This is a genomic window from Streptomyces sp. DT2A-34 (assembly GCF_030499515.1).
GTDB lineage: Bacteria > Actinomycetota > Actinomycetes > Streptomycetales > Streptomycetaceae > Streptomyces.
Genome location: NZ_JASTWJ010000001.1, coordinates 728,939 through 748,422 on the forward strand (window position 1 = coordinate 728,939; position 19,484 = coordinate 748,422).

Genomic DNA, 19,484 nt, shown 5'->3' on the forward strand with positions numbered 1-19,484 from the left:
CGGCACGCACCGGCAGTTACGACCAGGGTGATCACGGTCCGAATCCGTGGACTGTGAGCCAGGGGCACCGAACGGACACCGACGTTCGTTCAGAGACCGCTCATCAACCGGCGGCACACTCCCCCGTGTCCCGGCCCTGCGCCATCGAGGTAGCCACCGTGTCACTCGACTCCGTCACCCAGTCCGTCGACGAAGCAGTCAGCGGACCGGCCGCGCTCTGCGGGATCAGCCGCTTGACGAGGGTGGGATGCCGTGCCGCCCGAGCGACCGCGGTCGGGCCTCCGCCGGAGACGCCGACCGCAGCGGCAACCCCGGTGATCCCGAGGTGCTCGCACAGAGCGGCGGTGGCATCGGCGAATGCGGGCGCCGATCCACCGGTCGAGACCGGCGTACGGCCGTATCCGGGCCGCGACGGCACCAGGACCGAACAGCCGGCCTCCGCGTACACATCCTCGCCGAGCGACAGGCCGGCCCGCGTGTGACCGCCGTGGAAGACGACGGTGCCCGGACCACGGCGGTCAGGACGGAATTCCACCGGCCCCTGCGCGTCCAAGGGGCTCTCACCGCCGGACCTCGATCCGTCCGTGCTTCCTACGAGCGCACAGGGCCAGGCCCCAGGGCATCCACTCGACGCGGCTGGGACTCAGTCGAGTTCCGTGAAGGACTCCACCGCCTGAGTCTTGCCCGTGACGATGATGACGTCGCCCTTGGCGATGACCGTCTCCGCGGTCGCGTACGTGAAGCCCTCGCCGGGGCGCTTGATGCCGACGACGGTGACGCCGTACTTGCTGCGGACCTCGCTCCGGCCCAGCGGCATGCCGGTGGCGACTTCCGGGGCGACGGTCTTGACCAGCGCGTAGTCGTCGTCGAACTCGATGAAGTCGAGCATGCGGCCGGTCACGAGGTGGGCCACCCGCTCGCCCATCTCGTGCTCGGGCAGCACCACATGGTGCACGCCGAGCCGTTCCAGGATCTGGCCGTGCTGGCGGCTGATGGCCTTGGCCCAGATGTTGGGGACCTCCGCATCCAGCAGGTTGGTGGCGATCAGGATGGACGCTTCGATGTCGGTGCCGATGCCCACGACGGCGCTGGTGAACTCATGCACGCCGAGCTGGCGGAGGGACTCGGGGTCGGTGCAGTCGGCGACGGCGGCGTGGGTGAGGTCGTCGCTCAGGCGCTGCACGATCTGAGAGTCGGTGTCGACGCCCAGGACGTCCCAGCCGCGGCGCATCAGCTCGTTGGCGAGTGAGCTGCCGAACCGGCCCAGGCCGATGACGGCTACCCGCTGGTCGCCGTGCTGGTCGGAGGAGTAGTGGGCCGTCAGCTGCTTGGTGCGGCGGCGGCGCAGGGCGTGCAGGTAGTTAACCAATGACGGGTCGCTCCTCGGGTAGCTGGTAGCGGCGGGTGCGCTCGCGCAGGGCGAGTGCGGAGACGAGGGTGACCGGGCCGAGTCGGCCGACGAACATGAGCAGGATGACGATCAGTTGGCCGACTGTGGGCAGGTCCGCGGTGATGCCGGTGGACAGGCCCACCGTGCCGAAGGCGGACACGGCCTCGAAGAGCACCTCCTCGAACGGCTTGTCCACGACGACCAGCAGGGCGAGCGTCGCGGTCATCACGAATCCCACGCCGGCCAGGGCGACGGTCAGCGCCTGGCGCAGCACGTGCGGGGCCAGCTTGCGGCCCATGACTCCAGAGTGCGGCTCGCCGCGCACCTCGGCCAACATGGCCGCGCCCAGCACGGCGAAGGTGGACACCTTGATTCCGCCCGCGGTGCCGGCGCTGCCGCCGCCGACGAACATCAGCATGCACGTCATCAGCAGTGTGGCGTCGGTCATCGCGCCGATGTCGACGCTGTTGAACCCGGCGGTGCGGGACATCGCGGAGTGGAAGAACCCGGCGAGGATCTTCCTGTGCCAGTCGAAGGGTCCGAGCGTGTCGTCGTTGCCCCACTCCATGGCGCAGGTCAGCACGGTCCCGAGCGCGAGCAGGACGGCGGTGGTGACCACCGTGAGCCGGAAGTGCAGGGACCAGCCGCGGCGGCCGGTGAGTCGCTGCCGTCTGTGGTGACGCAGCAGTTCCAGCAGTACCGGGAAGCCGATTCCGCCCAGAATCACCGCCACCGCGATCGGCAGGGTCATCCACGGGTCCTGGGCGTATTTGGTCAGGCTGTCGGCGTGCAACCCGAAACCGGCGTTGTTGAACGCGGAGACAGCGTGGAAGAACCCCAGGTACGAGGCGTCCCAGATGGAATCGCCGTAACCGAAGCGCAGCCGCAACGCGAGTACGGCGCCCACCGCCAGCTCCACCATCAGCGTGCAGCCCGCCACGCCCAGCAGGACCTTCCGGACGTCGCCGATGCCCAGGCTCTTGGTCTCCGCCTGCGCGGTCAGCTGCATCCGCAGCCGCAGCTTGCCCGAGACCAGCAACCCCAGCAGTGAGGCCATCGTCATGATCCCGAAGCCGCCGACCTGGAACAGGGCCAGAATCACACCCTCGCCGAAGCCGCTCCAGTAGGTGCCGGTGTCGACCACCACCAGCCCTGTCACGCAGACCGCGGAGGTGGAGGTGAACAGCGCCGTCACGAAGTCCGTGGCCCAGCCGTCCTCGTTGGCGACAGGCAGCATCAGCAGGCCGGTCCCCAGCAGGATCACCGCGGCGAAGGCCACCACCACGGTGCGCGCCGGGTGCGCCGTGAACAGCGACTGCCATCCCCGCGTCACCCGGGCCGGCCGCTTCGCCGGCGCCGTACGTCCTGCCACTCTCCGGCCCTCTCGCCTGTCGTCACCTCGCCAAGACATCGTCAAGGATCCGTCAGGTCCGCGCCAAGATCCCGGCGCCACACCTTAACCGGCCCCCAGGTCGAGGGCTCTGTCGGAGCACGAGGGCACCGGCACAGCGCGCTGTGGGAGCACACATGGCCGTCCGCTGTGCCAGCGGTGCCGATCGACGCTCTGCTCCCTCCAGCGTCACGCGGGGTGCGAGGAGGGGCCGCGCCTACCCGCACTCCGTGGGGTGTCTGGTGCACCCCAGGACCTCCTCGGTCTCCGTGGAGCTGGAGTTGGCATCGCTCGCAACGTCCGCCTGTAGGTCATCCACCTTCCCGGAGTTGATTCCTTCTCCCCGTGCGGTGGCCCAGATGACGATGATCCGCGAGCTGTCCTTCTCAAGGAACGGGGCCGGGTCCGCATCAACCCGCTCGATGACCGCCTGTTGCCGACTGCCCGCGATATACCCGGCACGGTTTGCTTTGTAGGGCGGAGGGCTGCCGGCGGTGTTCTTGAGACGCCGCAGCACGTCCGAACGCCATTGCCCGGCCTGCGACTCGGGGATGTCGTCAGCGACGCCGTCGAAGTAGCCGAGGCCCGCGGCGCAGCTACGCGCCGGCCCGGTGCAGAGGGGGCCGGTGGCCTGGGTGGGAACCCCGGCGAGGTGTGTGGCGCACTGACGGACATGCGCAGCTCGCATGTCGGCGCAGCCGTACGGCTGGGCGCCGTTGTCGCCGGTCCGCTGGAAGCCGAGCGCGCGCATGTCCGCCCGCCGTGGGCCGGAGAACTCCTTGTCCTGGTTGGCGGTGGCGAAGTTGTTGGCGAGGGCGTGCTGGATGTCGTTGTACTTGTCGGTCGGGGCCGAGGTCGAGGAGCGCTCGGACTCGTCCTGGTCGACGGACTTGACGGTCCGGCCAGCTGATTGGAGTTCTCACCGGCGCGGTTGAGCGCGGCAGGATCGTCGACCCCGCTGAACCCAGTGGTCTGCACACCACCGGTGCCGCCGCTCGACATGACCTGGATTCCACCGCCTCCCGGCCCCGAGGAGTACGCGCCGGGCGCCGGGTCGAGGTCGCGTACGTCGACGGGGCTGTCGGGCCCGGCGATGGGCGAACTTCCCGTATCCGGCTCGGGCATTTGGTACGCGGATCCGGGCCCGTGTTCGGTGCGGATATGGGACGTACGTCACCCGTGTCAGAACTCATCATTTCCCCCGTAGGCGACGCGCCACCTCCAATTACCGCACGTCGACAGAACCATGATCGAGCCCCGGGCGCCCCGAACGTCGTCCGGCTTTGCCGCACTCCACCAGCCGGACTCCCCCGGCGCTCCCTGAACTGCACCAACGGACAGCCGGCCCGTATGGAGCACGTCAACGAGCCGTACGGGAAGCATGAGGGAGCCGGCGGCCCCTCGCCGGGTGCGGAACCACGTGCGCTGAAATGGAGGAAGCAGACCCGCTGCCCCGTACACCTGAGGAGGACCGGTCATGGTGGAGTGGCGCCCACTGCGCACCGCCGTCCGGCCCGTGCCCGAGCCGGTGGCGACGCCCTTCGTCTGGGTGGCGGCCTTCGCCGGCTCCCTCCTCCTCGTCGCCGTACTGGGAGCCATAGGAGGACTGTCGAGTTCCGCCATCGCTCTCGGCTCGCTCTGTGCACTCGCTGCTCTGCTGGGCCTGCCCGCCCGCTTCCGCGCCGCCCCAGGCATCGCCCTCGTGTGCTGGCTGTTCCTCAACGCCTACGCCGTCGCACCACGCGGCGAACTCGCCTGGCAGGGCCATCCCGACGTCGCCCGCGTCCTGCTCCTGTTGACTGCCGCGCTCCTCGGCACCCTCGTCGCGCGGATCGTCAACGCGCTCGGAGCCCATCGACGCATCACACCGGGCAAGGGACCACAATGAGGCGCACAGAGCCGGCGACGTCGGTTGCCGCGCAATGCCGAAGGAGCCGCAGCGCGGCGGCTGGTCGGCCCACCGCATGCGCGCGACGCTTCCTTCTTGTAGTGGGACATGAGAGCGAGACAGGAGCCGATCGTGCGAGCACGTGACCTGGCAGTGGAATACGAAACGGTCAGCGTCGACACCGACGCCATGGAAGCGGCGCGGCTGATGGCCGAGCACCGGCTGCCCGCCCTGCTGGTCGTGGACGACGACGGCGTGCCCAAGGCGATCCTGCCCGCCTCCCAGATGATCAAAGTCCTGGTGCCGGAGTACGTTATCGAGGACCCGACGCTGGCCGCGGTCGTCGACGAACGTCACGCCGACCGGCTCTGCCAGGCCCTCAGGGGCCGCAAGGTCCGCGACTTCCTGTCGAAGAACATCCCGGCTCCGCCGGTCGCGGCCCCGGACGACACAGCACTCGAGGTCGCGGCGCTCATGGCCCAGGTGCGCAGCCCCCTGGTGGCGGTCGTCGACCACGACAAGGCCGGCGCGCATCTGCTGGGCGTGATCACTGCCGCGCATCTGCTGGAGCGCCTACTGGCCGCCGCTTCCTGAGACGACCGGGCCGTCCCCCTCGTACATGTCGAGGACCCGGGCCGGCCCCATCTGGTTGAGCGTGCCGAGCGGCTGGGGCCGTACCTGAGTGGCGATCACGCGTGTGCCCTGCGGGCGCGCCGCAAGCAACGCCGTGAAGAACACCGCGCAGCCATCACTGCTGACGTACGTCACGTTTCCCGAGCCGACCTCGAGGAGCGCCGGCCGCGAACGCAGAACATCCTGCAGCAGGCGTCCTGTCCTGCATGGCCCACGTTGCCATGAGGCCGCCGAGCGGGCGAAGAGTCCGGCATCCGCGGCTCCAGGGCAGAGGTCGGCCGACTGCCGACCAGCCTTCCCGGCGTACCTGACAGTCCCTCTATGCCTGAGGTGGTCGACCGCCGCCCGAGCCGAACGGCACTGCGCCAATCGTGGTTCCGAGGGCATCAGAACGACCGCACCTCGCCTCAAAGGCTGCCGGAATCCGGCAAGAAACATGGCTCCGCGATGCCCGCCAGCGATCTGTCAAAGACGTATCAAGAACCTGTAGGGTGCGCAGCGGTGTGCCGGGAAGCCTGGTCGGCGAGCAAGGGGATCACTCTCTCTTCCGATCGGGGGCTCACGCCATGGTGCTCGTGGTGGTGTTCGGCGTCGCACTGCTGGTGGCGGTGCTGCTGTCGGGGCTGGCGGCCCGGACCGTACTGTCCACTTCCTTCCTCTTTCTCGTCGGCGGCGCGCTCGTCAGCGACGGCTTCCTCGGCCTGATCCACATCACGCCGGACAGTGAGATCGTGTCCGTGACGGCCGACCTGGCGCTGTTCGCGGTGCTGTTCACCGACGGCATGCACGTCTCGCTGCCCAAGCTGCGCGCCAACTGGAGGAACCCGGCGCGGGCCCTGGGTCTGGGCATGCCGCTCGCGTTCGTCTTCATGGCCCTGATCACGCACTACCTGGTGGGCCTGGACTGGACGACGTCATTCCTGGTCGGCGCGGTGCTCGCCCCCACCGACCCGGTGTTCGCCTCGGCGATCGTCGGGCGTAAGGAAGTCCCCGCGAAGCTGCGGCAGTTGCTCAACGTCGAGAGCGGCATCAACGACGGGCTCGCCCTCCCGGTCGTCCTCCTCCTCATCGCCGCCGCGGGCCCCGCCGCCGACAGCGCGGACGCCTCCGGCTCCAAGATCGCCCTTGAGCTGGTGCTCGGCCTCGTCTTCGGCGTCACGCTGCCGTTCCTCGTCAACGGCCTCGTACGCTTCCGGCTGTTGGGCGCGGAGCCCAAGCTGCAGCCGCTGCTGCCCCTGGCCATCGGTGTGATCCTCTACGCGACCTGCCACCTCACGCACGCCAACCCCTACCTGGCGGCGTTCTCTGCGGGCGCGGCCCTCGCCCACGTCTCGCCGGAGGCCAAGGAGTCCTTCGAGCCGCTCGGCGAGGCACTGGCCGAGCTCGCGAAGTTCGCGGCACTGCTGGTGTTCGGCGCCCTGCTGACCCCGCAGCTGTTCGGCGACCTGCCGTTCGGCGGCTATGTGGCAGTGGTCCTGGCGATCGTTCTGATCCGCCCGGCCTCGCTGCTGCTGTCGTTGCTCGGTACGACCATCTCCCGCCGGGAGAAGCTGGTGGCGGCCTGGTTCGGCCCGAAGGGCTTCGCCTCGGTGGTGTACGGCCTGCTGGTGCTGCAGTCCGGCATTCCGCAGGCCGAGGAGGCGTTCACGCTGATCGCCGTCTGCATCGCCTTCTCGATCATCGCCCACAGCTCCACGGACGTGCCGATCGCCCGCGCCTTCGACGTCGAGGACCTGACCGGCATCCCGGACAAGCGCCAGGACACCGCCGTGCAGCCCGAGGAGACCACGGCCGATGCGCGCACGTGACCTGGCCGGACCGTATCCGGTCGTGACGGTCGACGACGACGCCCAGGAAGCGGGCCGCCTGATCGCCCGCGAACGGCTGCCTGCCCTCCTGGTCGTCGACCAGGAGGGGTACCCGTACGCGATCGTGCCCGCCGCCCAGGTGATCAGGACCCTCGTCCCCCAGTACGTGTTGGAGGACCCGATCCTCGCCGCCGTGGTGGACGACCGGTTCGACGACGAGCCCCGCGAAGCCGTGCGTGGGCGGTCGGTGGCCGAGTGGCTGCCCCGCGGTCGGCTCATCCCCGGCGTGGTCGGGCCGGACGTCTCGCCCATGCACATCGCCGCACTCATGGCGCGCAAGGACTGCCCGGTCGTAGCCGTGATCGAACGGGAGGGCGACAAGGTCACACTGATCGGCGCGGTCACCGCGGACGCCGTGTTGGACCACTTCATCGGAGGACCGTGAACGACTGGCACAGCTGGGCAGCGGTCGTCGTCTTCGTCGGCGCCTACGCCCTGATCATCAGCGAGAAGATCCACCGCGTCGCCGTCGCCCTCGGCGGCGCGGGCCTCATGCTGGCGATCGGGGCCACCGACGACGAATCGGCCTTCTACTCCGAGCACAGCGGCGTCGACTGGAACGTCATCTTCCTGCTCATGGGCATGATGGTGATCGTCGGCGTGCTGAAGAAGACCGGCATGTTCGAGTACCTGGCCATCTGGTCCGTCAAGCGGGCCCGGGCCAAGCCCTTCCGGGTGATGGCCATGCTGGTCGTCATCACCGCCGTGGCCTCCGCACTGCTCGACAACGTCACCACGGTCCTGCTCATCGCCCCGGTCACCTTGCTGGTATGCGAACGCCTGGGCCTGCCCGCCATGCCGTTCCTCATCGCCGAGATCCTCGCCTCCAACATCGGCGGCACCGCCACCCTCGTCGGCGACCCGCCCAACATCATCATCGCCAGCCGGGCCGGCCTGACCTTCAACGACTTCCTCGTCCACCTCGCCCCGATCGTCGCGGTGTTGCTGGTCGTCCTCGTCGCGCTGTGCCGGGTGATGTTCCGCAAGTCCTTCGTCTACGACGAGGACCGCGCCGTCGAGATCATGGCGCTGGAAGAGCGCGAGGCCATCCACGACCCGCGCCTGCTGATCCAGGGCCTGATCGTGCTGACCCTGGTGGTGGCCGGCTTCGTCCTCCACCCGGTGCTGCACTACGAACCCAGCGTCGTCGCCCTGCTCGGCGCCGGACTCCTCGTCGCGCTCTCCTCCGTCGACATCGGCGACGTCCTCAAAGAGGTCGAGTGGCCCACGCTCGCCTTCTTCGCCGGCCTGTTCATCATGATCGGCGGCCTGATCGAGACCGGCGTCATCAGCGAGGTCTCCACGCAACTGGCCGACGCCATCGGCGACAACGAACTCGGCGGCTCCATGAGCCTGCTGGGCGCCTCCGCCGTCCTGTCCGGCATCGTCGACAACATCCCCTACGTCGCCACCATGGCCCCCATCACCTCCGACCTGGTCCAGAACATGGGCGGCAACAGCGGCCACGTCCTGTGGTGGGCCCTGGCCCTCGGCGCCGACCTGGGCGGCAACGCCACCGCCATCGGCGCCTCCGCGAACGTCGTCGTCCTGGGCATCGCCGAACGCAACCGCCAGCCCATCTCCTTCTGGCAGTTCACCAAGTACGGCCTCGTCGTCACCGCCGTGACCGTCGCGCTCTCCCTCGTCTACGTGTGGTTGCGCTACTTCGCTCTCGCCTGATCCGGAGGTGCCGCACCACATGGTCGTATTCCCGCAGCCGTCACGAGGGGCCCCACGACCGGAACACATGCCGGGACACATGGTCGTGTGCGGTGACGACGCGCTCGCCGAGCGACTGGCCGCCGAGCTCACCACGGTGTACCGCGAGCGCGTCACCCTCGTCCTACCGCCCGCGGGGCGCGCCGGCCCCGCGGGGCGGGCGGGTACCTCGGCACTGCTCGGCCGGTTGCAGGCCGCGATGAGCCGCACCGCCGGGGCCCCCGGAGCTCCGCAGGTGATGGAGGTGCCCGTGCTCGACGAGGCCGCCCTGGCCGAGGCGGGTGTGCGGGAGGCCGCCGCGCTGGCGCTGGTCCATGACGACGACGAGGCCAACATCCACGCCGCACTGGCCGCCCGCCGCCTCAACCCACGCCTCCGCCTGGTCATCCGCCTCTACAACCGCAAGCTCGGCCAGCATCTGGAGGAACTCCTCGACCAGGCCGCCGCCCTCGCCGTCCCCGGCCTGGACCCGGAGGCCCTGGACACCTCCACCACGGTCCTGTCCGACGCGGACACCGCGGCTCCCGCACTCGCGGCCACCGCCATCGCCGGCACCAGCAAGGTCGTCCAGGCCGACGGACTGCTGCTGCGCGCCACGGAGCGCACCCCGCCGAGCCGCGGCGCGGTCCCCGACCCGGGCCTGTGCACGCTCGCCCTCCTGTCGTCCACCACCAACGACCCGGCGGGCGCGGAGGGTTCGGATGCCAGCGGCCGGGAGGGGCCGACACTGCTGCCGGACGACGAGACGGTGGCCGCCGCGACGGGACGCGGCACCGTCATCCTGGAAGCCGTCTCGCACACCAACACCGCTCCTCCGCCCGGACGTCTCGCGGGCCGCGGTGTACCGCTCGGCTCCCTGTTCTCGCGCCGGCTGCGCTGGTCCCTGGCCGGGCTCATGGCCTGCGTGCTGGGCCTGGCGGTCGCGACCTGGCTGACCAGCGAGCAGAAGCACCCGCTGCACGCCGCCTACCTCACCCTGCTCGACCTGTTCGCGATCGGCGACCCGGCACTGGGCGAGCCCACGGCCCGCCAGGTGGTCCAACTCCTGTCCGGTCTCGCCGGGTTGTTGCTGCTGCCCGTGCTGCTCGCGGCCGCGTTGGAGGCGTTCGGCACCTTCCGTACCGCCTCCGCGCTGCGCCGCCCGCCCCGCGGTCTGTCCGGCCACGTCGTCCTGCTCGGCCTCGGCAAAGTGGGCACCCGTGTGCTGGCCCGGCTCAAAGAACTCGGCATCCCCGTGGTGTGCGTGGAGGAGGACCCGGAGGCCCGCGGCATCCCGCTCGCCCGCCGTCTGCGCGTCCCCACCGTGGTGGGCGACGTCGCCCAGGAAGGCGTCCTGGAATCCGCCGCGATCAACCGCGCGCACGCTCTGCTCGCCCTCACCAGCAGTGACACCACGAACCTGGAAGCGGCCCTGTACGCCCGCTCCGTCAAGCCCGACCTGCGGGTGGCGCTGCGCCTGTACGACGACGAGTTCGCCGCGGCCGTCTACCGCACCCTGCGTGCCGCCCACCCCCGGGCCCTGACCCGCAGCCGCAGCGTCTCCACCCTCGCGGCGCCCGCCTTCGCCGGAGCCATGATGGGCCGCCAGATCCTGGGAGCCATACCGGTCGAACGCCGCGTGCTCCTCTTCGCCGCCCTGAACGTCGCCGGGCATCCGCAGCTGGCAGGGCGCACCATCGCCGAGTCGTTCCGGCCCGGGGCCTGGCGCGTCATCGCCCTGGACACCGCCGCACCGGGCGACCGCCTGCCCGATCTGGCCGCCACGCCGACGCACGAGGGCACCGACCGTCCCGGCGGATTGGTGTGGGACCTCCACCCCGGCTATGTCCTACGGCCCGAAGACCGGGTCGTACTCGCCACGACCCGCCAGGGCCTGGCCGAACTCCTCGGCCGACAGCCGCGTCTGGGCGTACGGCCCGAGGGCACCTAGAGGAGGCCTCGACACCGCGTGAGACTGCCGGCACCCCGCAGTGCCCCCGGCCCGCCCCGCTCTCACTGGGGGTTGTCCGGCCAGGCCGCCTCGTCCGGAGCGCAGGTGTCAGGGGCAGACGAGAAACATGCGGCAGCGTCCCGTGTGGTGCAGGAAACGAGCTGTCAGTTCAGGCCGGTCGCCTTAAGAATCCCCCGGCACTCCGCGCTGTCGATGCGCCGTCCCAGCTCTTCCAGCACCCGCGAGCCGCAGACGAGCGTCCCACTCTCGCGGGAGCGGCGGGCTCCTTCGTCGAGTGCATGCCATATCAGGGGGTTGGCGGCCAGCACGCGCGGATCCAGCACGACGCGTTCGCCGTACGCATCCCGCAGCACCAGGCGCCGGGACACTCCCTCAGATATCCGTACCGACACCAGGTGGTCCGTTCGTACACGGTGATGGGTGAAGAGCCCCCGCGCATCCAACCCCCGGCGCTCGACGCTGATCCGGGCCGGTGTCAGGACGATGAGCAGCAGCACTCCCAGCACAGCCCACCACACGGCACGCCAGGGGGTGAGTCGCAGCTGGCTCACATCGAGCAGCACCAGACTCGTGAACAACAGCACTCCGCTGAAGGCCGCGTTGCGTAACTCACGTGCCCAGTAGCGGTCATGAATGATTTCGGCGGTCGCCAGGGAGTACGAGCGATCTGCCGAGGCCCGCTTCCTCCTGCGCCGTCTCATGCGCTCCAGGGTATGAACGGCACCGGCTCGTGTCTCCATCCCTGACACGACCCGGCGCCACGTCCGACCGGGAACACTCCGGAGCTCTCAGCGGCGAGCATCCACTCCAGCACCTATTCGTTCCGGGAATCTCCCCGACGGACAGCAGGACGACTGCCAGGTTCAGGGGAAAGGCGATGGCGTTCGCCACCTCCGGGATGTCGAACGCCCGCAGCAGGCTGGCTGCCGCAGCGATCAGGAAAAGGGAAATCGGCAGGAGTCAGCCCTTTGGGCCACGACCTTGCACTTGAAGATGTATTGCTTGCAGTACCAGTTGACGTTCTGCCAGTCGCTGCAGCTCCAGCGGGTGGTGCGCGGAACCGCGGTGCAGCTGCGTCCGGTCCATGCGTGCTTGGGCACACGGCAGGTGGCGCCACCGGTGACGATTCGAGCGTTCCAAGGTCCAGAAAACGGAGGCGTCACCCTGACGAGGGATGACCCGCTTCAAACCAGCTGACAAACGAGCTCAGCCCTTCCCGGTGCCGTCGAGTTGGAAGTGCCAGATGACCACGATCGGGGAATCGTCCAAGGCCGCGGCCGACGCTTCCGGGCACCAGTGCAACAGGTCCCAGGACATGTAGGTCGAGAGTGGGTCCGGGGCGGTGTAGGAGTCGAGGGAGTGGCGCGGGCGGCGGGGTTCCTCGCAGTGCCGGACCTGGAAGCCCAATGGGAGGGCTGCGGCGAGGTAGGCGCTGAGCGGGCGGTGGTATTCGGCGAGGAGGGACGGGCGGCCGTCCGGGCCGGGACGGCGGGCCAGGGTCGGCCGGAGGTAGGACACCAGCAGGTGGGCATCCGAGATCACAAGGTTCCCGCCAGGGCGCAGAACACGCGCGAACTCGGCCAGCACGGCGGCCAGATCGGGGACGTGAGTCAGGGCGAGCGCGCAGACGACGGTGTCGACCGCGTTGTCGGGAAGCGGCAACTGGTGCAGCTCGGCCTCGTGAAAGTCGACATCTGGCAGGCCCTTGCGGGCCTGGGCGAGCATTTCGGGCGAGGCGTCGACACCGATCACATCGTGGCCGAGTTCATGCAGGTAGATGGTGTGGCGGCCGGTCCCGCAGGCCGCGTCCAACGCCGCGCCGACGGGCAGGCTGTCCAGGATGCGCCGGACAACGGGCTGCTCGACGTCGATCATCTGGTTGCCGGGGGCGTCATAGTGCGGCGCCCACTCCTGGTAGACATCGGCCGCGCTGATCGTGCCCGGACTCGCCGTGACTCCCTCGGCATGCGCGAGGGCGGGCACATCCAGCAGGGTGCGGATCTCGGCGATCCGGGCCTCGACGAACGCCCGGTCGGCCCTCCCCTCCCTGATGCCACGCAGCAAAGCAGCGCCCTCGATGCCCAGCAGATATCCCAGGGGGCTCAGATAGGTCATCCCACGGACGGTACGGACACATGCTCCGACGGCTCCACCGGTTTTCCGGCGCTTCGAGCGGCCGTCGTCGGTGGGCCAGATCGCTGGAGACTGCCCTTCGAGGCCGAGGCGTTCCTCGGTGCGCGGGTCGGGAACTGCTTCGTGGCCGGTGGTGGCAGCGGGTCTCTTGCTGCGCCTTGTAGCCGCCGTCGACGTTGAGGATGGTCCCGGTGACGAAGGGCGCCTGCGGGGAGGCGAGCCAGGTGATGGCCTCGGCGACCTCGATGGGGCGGCCCATCCGGTTGATCGGCTGGAGGGCGGCGATGGTGGCCTCGTCCCAGGTGCCGGCCTCGATCGCGGTGCTGAGGACGTCGGTCTTGATCGCGGCGGGGGCGACGCCGTTGATGCGGATGTTGTCGGTGGCGTACTCCAGCGCGGCGGACTTGGTCAGACCGACCACGGCGTGCTTGGTGGCGGAGTGGTTGGCCGTCCCCTCTGTGATCAAGTGTTGGCCTGCCATGCAGGCGGCGCTTACCCGGCCACACCAGTGGCCCGTCACGAAAAATCGAGGCGGAATGCTTCGCCTGCACAGGAGGGGCTTATTTTCTCGGGACGGGTAAAATTACATCAAAAGGATGCAGTGGCCCTGGGGTGCGTTGCGCCAGTACAGCTCCGTGATCGTCCAGCCCTTCACGCACCCGCACCGGTCAGAAGGGGCTCGCAATGGATCTATGGCTCATCTGGTTGATCGTCGCGGCGATCTTGGCTGTGGCGGAGATTCTCACTCTCACTGCTGCACTCGGAATGCTGGGTGCGGCCGCGTTGATCACGGCCGGATTCGCGGCGGTCGGGCTGCCGCTGCCCTTCCAATTTCTGGTGTTCACCATCGTCGCCACAGCCAGCGTGCTGTTCGTGCGCCCCATCGCGCTGCGTCACGTGTTCCAACCCCAGGTGGAGCGATTCGGCATAGACGCATTGGTCGGCAAAGCTGCCTATGTCGTCTCGGAGGTGACGGGCCTGGGCGGCAGGGTCCGCATCGACGGTGAGGAATGGACGGCCCGCGCCTACGACGAGACGCTGGTGATCCCTCCCGGAAAGACCGTCGACGTCATAGAGATCAGCGGCAGCACCGCCCTCGTCTACCCCCGGGACTGAAACCATGGAAACCTCGGCGTTCCTCATCGCTGGCCTGATCGTCGCGCTCATCGCGGTTTTCACTGTGGTGCGGGCGGTCCGGATCGTGCCCCAGGCACGCGCTCGCAATGTCGAGCGACTCGGCCGCTACCACCGGACCCTGAAACCCGGCCTCAGCCTCGTCATCCCCTACATCGACCGCGTCCATCCGGTCATCGACCTGCGGGAGCAGGTCGTCTCCTTCAAACCGCAACCGGTCATCACCGAGGACAATCTGGTCGTCGAGATCGACACCGTCCTTTACTTCCAGGTCACCGACCCACGAGCGGCGTTCTACGAGATCGCGAATTTCCTCCAGGCGGTCGAGCAGCTGACCGTAACCACTCTGCGCAACGTCGTGGGCTCCATGGACCTGGAGAAGACTCTCACCTCACGCGACACCATCAACAGCCAGCTCCGTGGCGTGCTGGACGAGGCGACCGGCAAGTGGGGCCTGAGGGTCAACCGGGTGGAGATCAAGGCCATCGACCCCCCGCAGTCCATCAAGGACGCGATGCAGAAGCAGATGCGAGCCGAGCGGGACAAGCGCGCCGCGATTCTCGGGGCCGAGGGCCAACGCCAATCGCAGATCCTCACCGCCGAAGGCGACAAGCAGGCTGCCGTCCTTCGCGCGGAGGGCAACCGCACTGCTGCGATCCTCCAGGCCGAGGGCCAGTCCCGGGCCATCGACGAGGTGTTCCAGGCCGTGCACCGCAACGACCCCGACCCCAAGCTGCTCGCCTACCAGTACCTCCAGATGCTGCCCCAACTCGCGCAGGGCTCGGGCAGTACCTTCTGGGTGATCCCCAGCGAGATGACCTCCGCACTCCAGGGTGTGTCCCGCGCCTTCAGCGAGGTACTCCCCCAGTCGCCGGCCACCCGCGAGAAGCCCTCGGACGACACCGCCGCCCAGGCCGCCGACGACACGGCGCAGGCCGCAGAAGCCGCCGCCCAGGCCCTCGCCGACGCCGCCAAAGCCGATAGCACCGCTTCCGGCGCCCGCCCGGCTCGCCCCCTCGCTGACGGCGGATGACAACCACCGGACCTCCATGACGCCACCGGCCGACCTCGGGCGTCATCGCCCAGAAGTCGCGGGGCCGGCGGCAGGCGGCGTGCTGCGCTGTGGACCGGTCGACACACCCGGACGGCAGCCGGGATCAGTGCCGCCACCAAGCCCACCGTGAACGGATCAACGACCCGTCACGCCATGAGAAGACGCACCGGTTCGGGCGACCAGTACGAGCAGCAGGGCGATACGACCGCGCAGTAGTCGGAAGACGCCCCTGAGGCAGGGTCCACGGTCACCGGCCGGGCGCCTGGCCTGCCTTCGGCAGAACCCTCTCCGCCGACCACCCACTCGGGATGACGCCACGCGCGTCGACCGTCATCTCCTGTGCGGAGCCGCTGAGCGGCTCAGCATTCTTCGCCACAGCCGATGAGGCGCCGTCCCCACCCCCGTTGGGGACGGCGCCTCGGGCGGCCCGGACCGTCGTACGGCCGTCCGGGCTTCCTGCATCGCTCGTCTCGTCAGCCGGCGATCTCGATCTTTCCGTTGGCCTGGGCAGGCGCCGCCACCGCGGGCTGTGCACCGCCCACCCGCTGAGTGATGCCCTTCAGCAGCTCGGCGAGGTCGACTCCCGTGGTGGAGCTGAGGAGTTCGACGCCCTGGGCAACGTTGTCGGCGACGGTGCGCGACAACTGGCTGGCGCCGTCGGTGGAGATGACCGTCATCTTGTCCACGGCGCTCAGCGGCTCGGACGCCTTGGCGACGACCTGCGGGAGAACCTCGACGAGCATCTGCAACACGGCCGCGTCGCCGTACTGCGCGAAGGCGTCGGCCTTCTTCTGCATCGCCTCGGCCTCGGCCGCGCCCTTCGCACCGATCGCCGCCGCGTCGGCGTCACCCTCCAACCGCACCGCTTCCGCGATTGCCGCGCGGCGGGACCGCTCGGCCTCCCCCTGCTTGAGACCCTCGATGGCCTCCGCCTCGGCCAGCGCGGACCGGCGCTGCTTCTCGCCCTCACCGGTCAGCCGGGACCGCTCGGCCTCCGCCTGTGCGGCGGCGATCGCGGCCGCCCGCTCGGCCTCTGCCTGCTTGACCCGGGCGACGCGCCTGGCCTCGGCCTCCTGCTCCGCGGCGTACCGCTGGGCGTCGGCGGGCTTGCGGACCTGGGTGTCGAGCTGACGGTCGGTCAGTGCTGCCTGGTGCTCGGCGACCTTCTCCTGCTCAGCGAGGATCTCCTGCTGCCGTGCAGCCTCCGCCAGGGGCCCCGCTGCGGCCGCACGGGCGGCCGCCTCGTCGGTCTGGGCCTTGATCTCGGCCTGCTTGAGATAGAAGGTCCGCTGGGCCACAGCGATTTCCTCCTCGGCCTTCAGCCGGGCCTGCTCGGCGGCGCGCCGCGCCACAGCCTCGGCGATGTCGGCCTCCTGCTTGGCGCGGGCCGCCTCGGGGCGGCCGAGGTCCTCCAGGTAGGAGCCCTCGGTCGTGATGTCCTGGATCTGAAAGGCGTCCAGCACCAGGCCCTGCCCGGACAGGCTCGCCTCGGCCTCCTCCGCCACCTGCCCTGCGAACGCGGCCCGGTCGCGGATGATGTCCTCCACCGACATCCGGCCCACGATGGCCCGCAGCGCGCCGGAGAGCACTTCTTGCGTGAAGCCGACGATGCCGTCCTGCTGCATCAAGAACCGCTGGGCCGCGGCCCGGATCGAGTCCTCGGTGCCGCCGACCTTGACGATGGCGACACCCTCGAGGTGGGCCTTCACCCCGCGCAGGGTGACCGCACCGCGTACCGCGACGGGGATGTGCCGAGAGGAGAGGTCGAGAGTGAACTTCTGCTGCACGAACGGCACGACGAACACACCGCCGCCGACCACGACCTTCTGCCCGCTGTTGTCGGTGAAGACCCGGCCGGTCTCCGGGTCGGTGGCCTTCTTGCCCCGCCGCCCGGTAACGATGAACGCCTCACTCGGCCCGGCCACCTTGTAACGCGATATGACGACCAGCGCCAGGAGGACCAGGAGTACGACGACTCCCACCACGGCGATTGCTACTGAATTCATGGTTCTTCCCCTCAGCCCTCCCCTGGGGACGGCGAATAGAAAAGGGTGATGCGCGTGAAGGCACCGCCGAGCCGGCGCCCCATGCAGGTGTGGGGGATGCGAGCGGTGGCTCGCTCGATCAGCGTTCGACCGGACGCACGGACACGGCCGTATGGGACAGCGCCTGATCCACCCAGACTTCGGCTCCGCGAGCCACGGGGACCGGGCTCTTCGCCGCGAACTTCACCGGCTGCCCGGCCAGATGCACCAGCACCTCGCCGTAGCCGCCGACCGGGATGGCGGTAACCACCGAGCCCGACGTGCCGATCAGATCGTCGTCGCGTGGAGCCTCTCCGGAACGGTCGCTCATCAACGCGCGGCTGAGGCGATACGCCAGCCAGCCCGTGGCCACACCGGCCGGGACACCGACCGCTGTGGCCCCTGCCCCACCAAGACCCGTGGTGCCCATGGCGATCGTGCCGGAGAAGCCGAGCATGGAGACGAATCCGGCGATGACCGGCAGCGACAGCCACCCGTCGAAGAGGCCGTCAAGCACGTTGACGCCGTCGAAAAGTCCCTCGAGCACACCGTCGAAGATCAGCGACAGGGCAAGGAGGGCGACCCCCGCGATGCCGAGACCCAGAAACCAGGCCATCCGCACTCACCGCCTCTCCTTGCGCTCCCCCGTCGGTACAGGCATGTTCACACGCGGACCTTGGCCAGGACATTGCCTGGTTCCGGCAATCTTTACGCTGGTTTAATGCCGTGCCGTCCGCAGTCGGGGTCGCAGGGGCGGCCAGCTGCGCCGCCGGTTCGGCTGCGTCATCCACAACTGCACCCGGCTGAAGCCTGGAATGCGCCTGGCGCGAGGAACTTCTCCTGGTGCTCGGTTGGTTGGAGCTGCGGGACGTTCTGTCCCCCGACGGCGTCTCCAGGCTGTGAATAGAGGAGGACAGTGGCCATTCAGGACCCAGGCGACAGCGCAGCGCCGGGGCAGCGCCGGGGCAGCGCGACGACACGCCATCCATTCCGGACGACGTGTGGCAGAAGTTCATCGAGGACAACGAGACGGCCATCCGGCATTCCGCCGTCAAAGAAGCGGTCGGTGAACTCTGGCAGCCAGAAGACCTCTGGAGCGGCACAGCATGGCGTGACATGGACGGCCGTGCCAGACGCCGTCGGATCGGCCGTGCGGTGGGAGTGGTGGCCTCGGTCATCATCGTCTCAGGAACCGCGTCCCATCTGTCCGCCGGATCGGGGGACGAGTACGAGGGCCATCGCGACGTGACCTCGCAGCAGACGGAGAACTCCCGTGACGAACTCACCACAGTGTCCGAGCAGCCGTCTGCGCCGACCTCCGCCGGTGCCTCTTCACCGGCCGCTCCCACCGGCTGAGACATTCCAAGGGCTCGTGGCAGCGAGGGGAGGGGCTAAGCGCGATCACTCGTCTCGATGTCCGCCTCCATGCGGCGGCGGTCTCGGCGGATGAGCAAGGCCGTACTGGCGGTGATGATCAGAACGGCCACGGCGGGCATCACGAAGAACACCATCACTGTTCCTTTTCGATTGGCGGCATGCCGGGTTTTCGAGTGGCCGGCACCTGGCGGGTATCGGTGGCGCGCGCGACGGCGGACTCGCCGGTAGCCATGTGGTCGTCGGTAGCCATGTGGTCGTCGGTAGCCATGTGGTCGTCGGTAGCCATGTGGTCGTCGGTAGCCATGTGGTCGTCGAGCACGCACTCGCCAGCGAGGGCACCGATGACCGCAGCGATGGCGAGACTCAGGCTGCGCGGTCGCGCGTCTGGGGCAGCTTCCCGGGTGTGGTGCACGGCACGCGACGGAGGGGCCCATCAGCCTCGCCGCGGAGGACGGGTGCCGGACCGGTCAGGTCGCTGCCGATGCCCTGGGCGGGCCGGGACGACCCGGGTTCATCGGGAAGGGACCGATGCCGTGGCCGTATCAACAGGCGGATCAGCAACCAGGCGGCGGCCGGCGCCCCGACCGACACGGTCAGACGTAGCACGCCGGCCGCGAACCCCGAGGGCACGAATGTGACCACCATGATCGTCGCCCCGATGCTGAGGGTCCAGGTGCCCACAGTTACCAGCGAGAACGCCACCGTGACCGGTATCCCGCCCAGGCCCCAGACATCGAGGTCCGCATCCCCGTCGAAGCTGTCCGCCTCAGCGACGCCCAACGCCACCAGTAGCCAGAAGCTCACGACCACGACGAGGGCGCTGGTGAACAGGATCGTCGGCAGGCCCGTGGCGGCCTCTACAAGCGTCCGCACGTCCCAGCCCCTCTCCCCTACAGGGCGCGTCAATGGCGCACGGCCCCGGC

General features: G+C 69.3%; 20 protein-coding genes and 1 pseudogene. 9 read left to right on the forward strand and 12 right to left on the reverse strand.

The window, feature by feature from the left end:
- Positions 1–103: 103 nt before the first annotated feature.
- The 4 genes from QQM39_RS02945 to QQM39_RS02960 form a co-directional block, all read right to left on the reverse strand.
- Positions 104–535, reverse strand: a complete 432-nt coding sequence (locus tag QQM39_RS02945) for an alpha/beta fold hydrolase (protein WP_301995013.1) — start codon at positions 533–535, stop codon at positions 104–106.
- A 108-nt stretch (positions 536–643) separates the two neighbouring features.
- Entirely contained in the window at positions 644–1,369 is a 726-nt protein-coding gene (locus tag QQM39_RS02950; protein WP_301995014.1) for a TrkA family potassium uptake protein, read from the reverse strand.
- Positions 1,362–2,762 (reverse strand): TrkH family potassium uptake protein, encoded by a 1,401-nt coding sequence (locus QQM39_RS02955; RefSeq protein ID WP_301995015.1) that lies wholly within the window; start codon positions 2,760–2,762, stop codon positions 1,362–1,364. Before QQM39_RS02955 ends, QQM39_RS02950 begins: the two co-directional genes overlap by 8 nt.
- Before the next feature lie 235 nt (positions 2,763–2,997).
- Positions 2,998–3,531: a hypothetical protein gene (locus tag QQM39_RS02960; protein WP_301995016.1), complete on the reverse strand. Its 534-nt coding sequence runs from the start codon at positions 3,529–3,531 to the stop codon at positions 2,998–3,000.
- A 726-nt stretch (positions 3,532–4,257) separates the two neighbouring features.
- Here QQM39_RS02960 and QQM39_RS02965 point away from each other — a divergent pair.
- A complete protein-coding gene (locus tag QQM39_RS02965) occupies positions 4,258–4,668 on the forward strand; it encodes a hypothetical protein (RefSeq protein WP_301995017.1) in 411 nt (136 codons plus the stop codon).
- A 132-nt stretch (positions 4,669–4,800) separates the two neighbouring features.
- Positions 4,801–5,262: a CBS domain-containing protein gene (locus QQM39_RS02970; protein WP_301995018.1), complete on the forward strand. Its 462-nt coding sequence runs from the start codon at positions 4,801–4,803 to the stop codon at positions 5,260–5,262.
- Here the strand turns inward: QQM39_RS02970 and QQM39_RS02975 are convergent.
- On the reverse strand, positions 5,242–5,436 hold the full coding sequence (locus tag QQM39_RS02975) for a hypothetical protein (RefSeq protein WP_301995019.1): 195 nt from the start codon (positions 5,434–5,436) through the stop codon (positions 5,242–5,244). The genes QQM39_RS02970 and QQM39_RS02975 overlap by 21 nt on opposite strands.
- A gap of 431 nt (positions 5,437–5,867) precedes the next feature.
- Between QQM39_RS02975 and QQM39_RS02980 the strand changes: the two genes are divergently transcribed.
- The 4 genes from QQM39_RS02980 to QQM39_RS02995 all read left to right on the forward strand — a co-directional run bounded on the left by QQM39_RS02980 (position 5,868) and on the right by QQM39_RS02995 (position 10,818).
- Positions 5,868–7,109: a sodium:proton antiporter gene (locus QQM39_RS02980; protein ID WP_301995020.1), complete on the forward strand. Its 1,242-nt coding sequence runs from the start codon at positions 5,868–5,870 to the stop codon at positions 7,107–7,109.
- Positions 7,096–7,554, forward strand: a complete 459-nt coding sequence (locus QQM39_RS02985; protein ID WP_301995021.1) for a CBS domain-containing protein — start codon at positions 7,096–7,098, stop codon at positions 7,552–7,554. Before QQM39_RS02980 ends, QQM39_RS02985 begins: the two co-directional genes overlap by 14 nt.
- A complete protein-coding gene (locus QQM39_RS02990; RefSeq protein ID WP_301995022.1) occupies positions 7,551–8,849 on the forward strand; it encodes an ArsB/NhaD family transporter in 1,299 nt (432 codons plus the stop codon). Before QQM39_RS02985 ends, QQM39_RS02990 begins: the two co-directional genes overlap by 4 nt.
- A 79-nt stretch (positions 8,850–8,928) precedes the next feature.
- Positions 8,929–10,818: an NAD(P)-binding protein gene (locus QQM39_RS02995; RefSeq protein WP_302003460.1), complete on the forward strand. Its 1,890-nt coding sequence runs from the start codon at positions 8,929–8,931 to the stop codon at positions 10,816–10,818.
- Between the two features lie 164 nt (positions 10,819–10,982).
- Here the strand turns inward: QQM39_RS02995 and QQM39_RS03000 are convergent, their stop codons facing one another.
- From QQM39_RS03000 to QQM39_RS03010, 3 genes and pseudogenes are all read right to left on the reverse strand, one after another.
- Positions 10,983–11,540: a hypothetical protein gene (locus tag QQM39_RS03000; protein WP_301995023.1), complete on the reverse strand. Its 558-nt coding sequence runs from the start codon at positions 11,538–11,540 to the stop codon at positions 10,983–10,985.
- Positions 11,541–12,045: 505 nt separating this feature from the next.
- The gene (locus QQM39_RS03005; protein ID WP_301995024.1) at positions 12,046–12,954 is read right to left on the reverse strand and encodes a class I SAM-dependent methyltransferase; all 909 of its coding nucleotides are present in this window, start codon (positions 12,952–12,954) and stop codon (positions 12,046–12,048) included.
- A 190-nt stretch (positions 12,955–13,144) separates the two neighbouring features.
- Positions 13,145–13,453, reverse strand: a pseudogene (locus QQM39_RS03010) (SDR family oxidoreductase); the annotation flags it as partial.
- Positions 13,454–13,656: 203 nt separating this feature from the next.
- Between QQM39_RS03010 and QQM39_RS03015 the strand changes: the two are divergent.
- Positions 13,657–14,088 carry an NfeD family protein gene (locus QQM39_RS03015; RefSeq protein WP_301995025.1) on the forward strand — a complete coding sequence of 144 codons (432 nt, stop codon included), beginning with the start codon at positions 13,657–13,659 and terminating at the stop codon, positions 14,086–14,088.
- Between the two features lie 4 nt (positions 14,089–14,092).
- A complete protein-coding gene (locus QQM39_RS03020) occupies positions 14,093–15,139 on the forward strand; it encodes an SPFH domain-containing protein (protein ID WP_301995026.1) in 1,047 nt (348 codons plus the stop codon).
- 494 nt (positions 15,140–15,633) lie between these two features.
- On the opposite strand, the gene QQM39_RS03025 is transcribed toward QQM39_RS03020, so the two are convergent.
- Positions 15,634–17,166 (reverse strand): flotillin family protein, encoded by a 1,533-nt coding sequence (locus tag QQM39_RS03025; protein ID WP_301995027.1) that lies wholly within the window; start codon positions 17,164–17,166, stop codon positions 15,634–15,636.
- A 118-nt stretch (positions 17,167–17,284) separates the two neighbouring features.
- On the reverse strand, positions 17,285–17,800 hold the full coding sequence (locus QQM39_RS03030) for a hypothetical protein (protein WP_302003461.1): 516 nt from the start codon (positions 17,798–17,800) through the stop codon (positions 17,285–17,287).
- Positions 17,801–18,183: 383 nt separating this feature from the next.
- Here QQM39_RS03030 and QQM39_RS03035 point away from each other — a divergent pair, with 383 nt between their 5' ends.
- Positions 18,184–18,540, forward strand: coding sequence for a hypothetical protein (locus tag QQM39_RS03035; RefSeq protein WP_301995028.1), 357 nt, complete (start codon positions 18,184–18,186; stop codon positions 18,538–18,540).
- 154 nt (positions 18,541–18,694) lie between these two features.
- Here the strand turns inward: QQM39_RS03035 and QQM39_RS03040 are convergent, their stop codons facing one another.
- Entirely contained in the window at positions 18,695–18,847 is a 153-nt protein-coding gene (locus QQM39_RS03040) for a hypothetical protein (protein WP_301995029.1), read from the reverse strand.
- A gap of 77 nt (positions 18,848–18,924) precedes the next feature.
- Positions 18,925–19,434, reverse strand: a complete 510-nt coding sequence (locus tag QQM39_RS03045; RefSeq protein WP_301995030.1) for a hypothetical protein — start codon at positions 19,432–19,434, stop codon at positions 18,925–18,927.
- Positions 19,435–19,484 lie beyond the last annotated feature (50 nt).

Coding starts and splice junctions, on each gene's coding strand:
- QQM39_RS02960 (WP_301995016.1), bottom strand. CDS start 3,531: ATGCGCGCGCTCGGCTTCCAGCGGACCGGCGACAACGGCGCCCAGCCG.
- QQM39_RS02965 (WP_301995017.1), top strand. CDS start 4,258: ATGGTGGAGTGGCGCCCACTGCGCACCGCCGTCCGGCCCGTGCCCGAG.
- QQM39_RS02980 (WP_301995020.1), top strand. CDS start 5,868: ATGGTGCTCGTGGTGGTGTTCGGCGTCGCACTGCTGGTGGCGGTGCTG.
- QQM39_RS02985 (WP_301995021.1), top strand. CDS start 7,096: ATGCGCGCACGTGACCTGGCCGGACCGTATCCGGTCGTGACGGTCGAC.
- QQM39_RS02995 (WP_302003460.1), top strand. CDS start 8,929: ATGGTCGTGTGCGGTGACGACGCGCTCGCCGAGCGACTGGCCGCCGAG.
- QQM39_RS03000 (WP_301995023.1), bottom strand. CDS start 11,540: ATGAGACGGCGCAGGAGGAAGCGGGCCTCGGCAGATCGCTCGTACTCC.
- QQM39_RS03005 (WP_301995024.1), bottom strand. CDS start 12,954: ATGACCTATCTGAGCCCCCTGGGATATCTGCTGGGCATCGAGGGCGCT.
- QQM39_RS03015 (WP_301995025.1), top strand. CDS start 13,657: ATGGATCTATGGCTCATCTGGTTGATCGTCGCGGCGATCTTGGCTGTG.
- QQM39_RS03020 (WP_301995026.1), top strand. CDS start 14,093: ATGGAAACCTCGGCGTTCCTCATCGCTGGCCTGATCGTCGCGCTCATC.
- QQM39_RS03025 (WP_301995027.1), bottom strand. CDS start 17,166: ATGAATTCAGTAGCAATCGCCGTGGTGGGAGTCGTCGTACTCCTGGTC.
- QQM39_RS03030 (WP_302003461.1), bottom strand. CDS start 17,800: ATGGCCTGGTTTCTGGGTCTCGGCATCGCGGGGGTCGCCCTCCTTGCC.
- QQM39_RS03040 (WP_301995029.1), bottom strand. CDS start 18,847: ATGGCTACCGACGACCACATGGCTACCGACGACCACATGGCTACCGAC.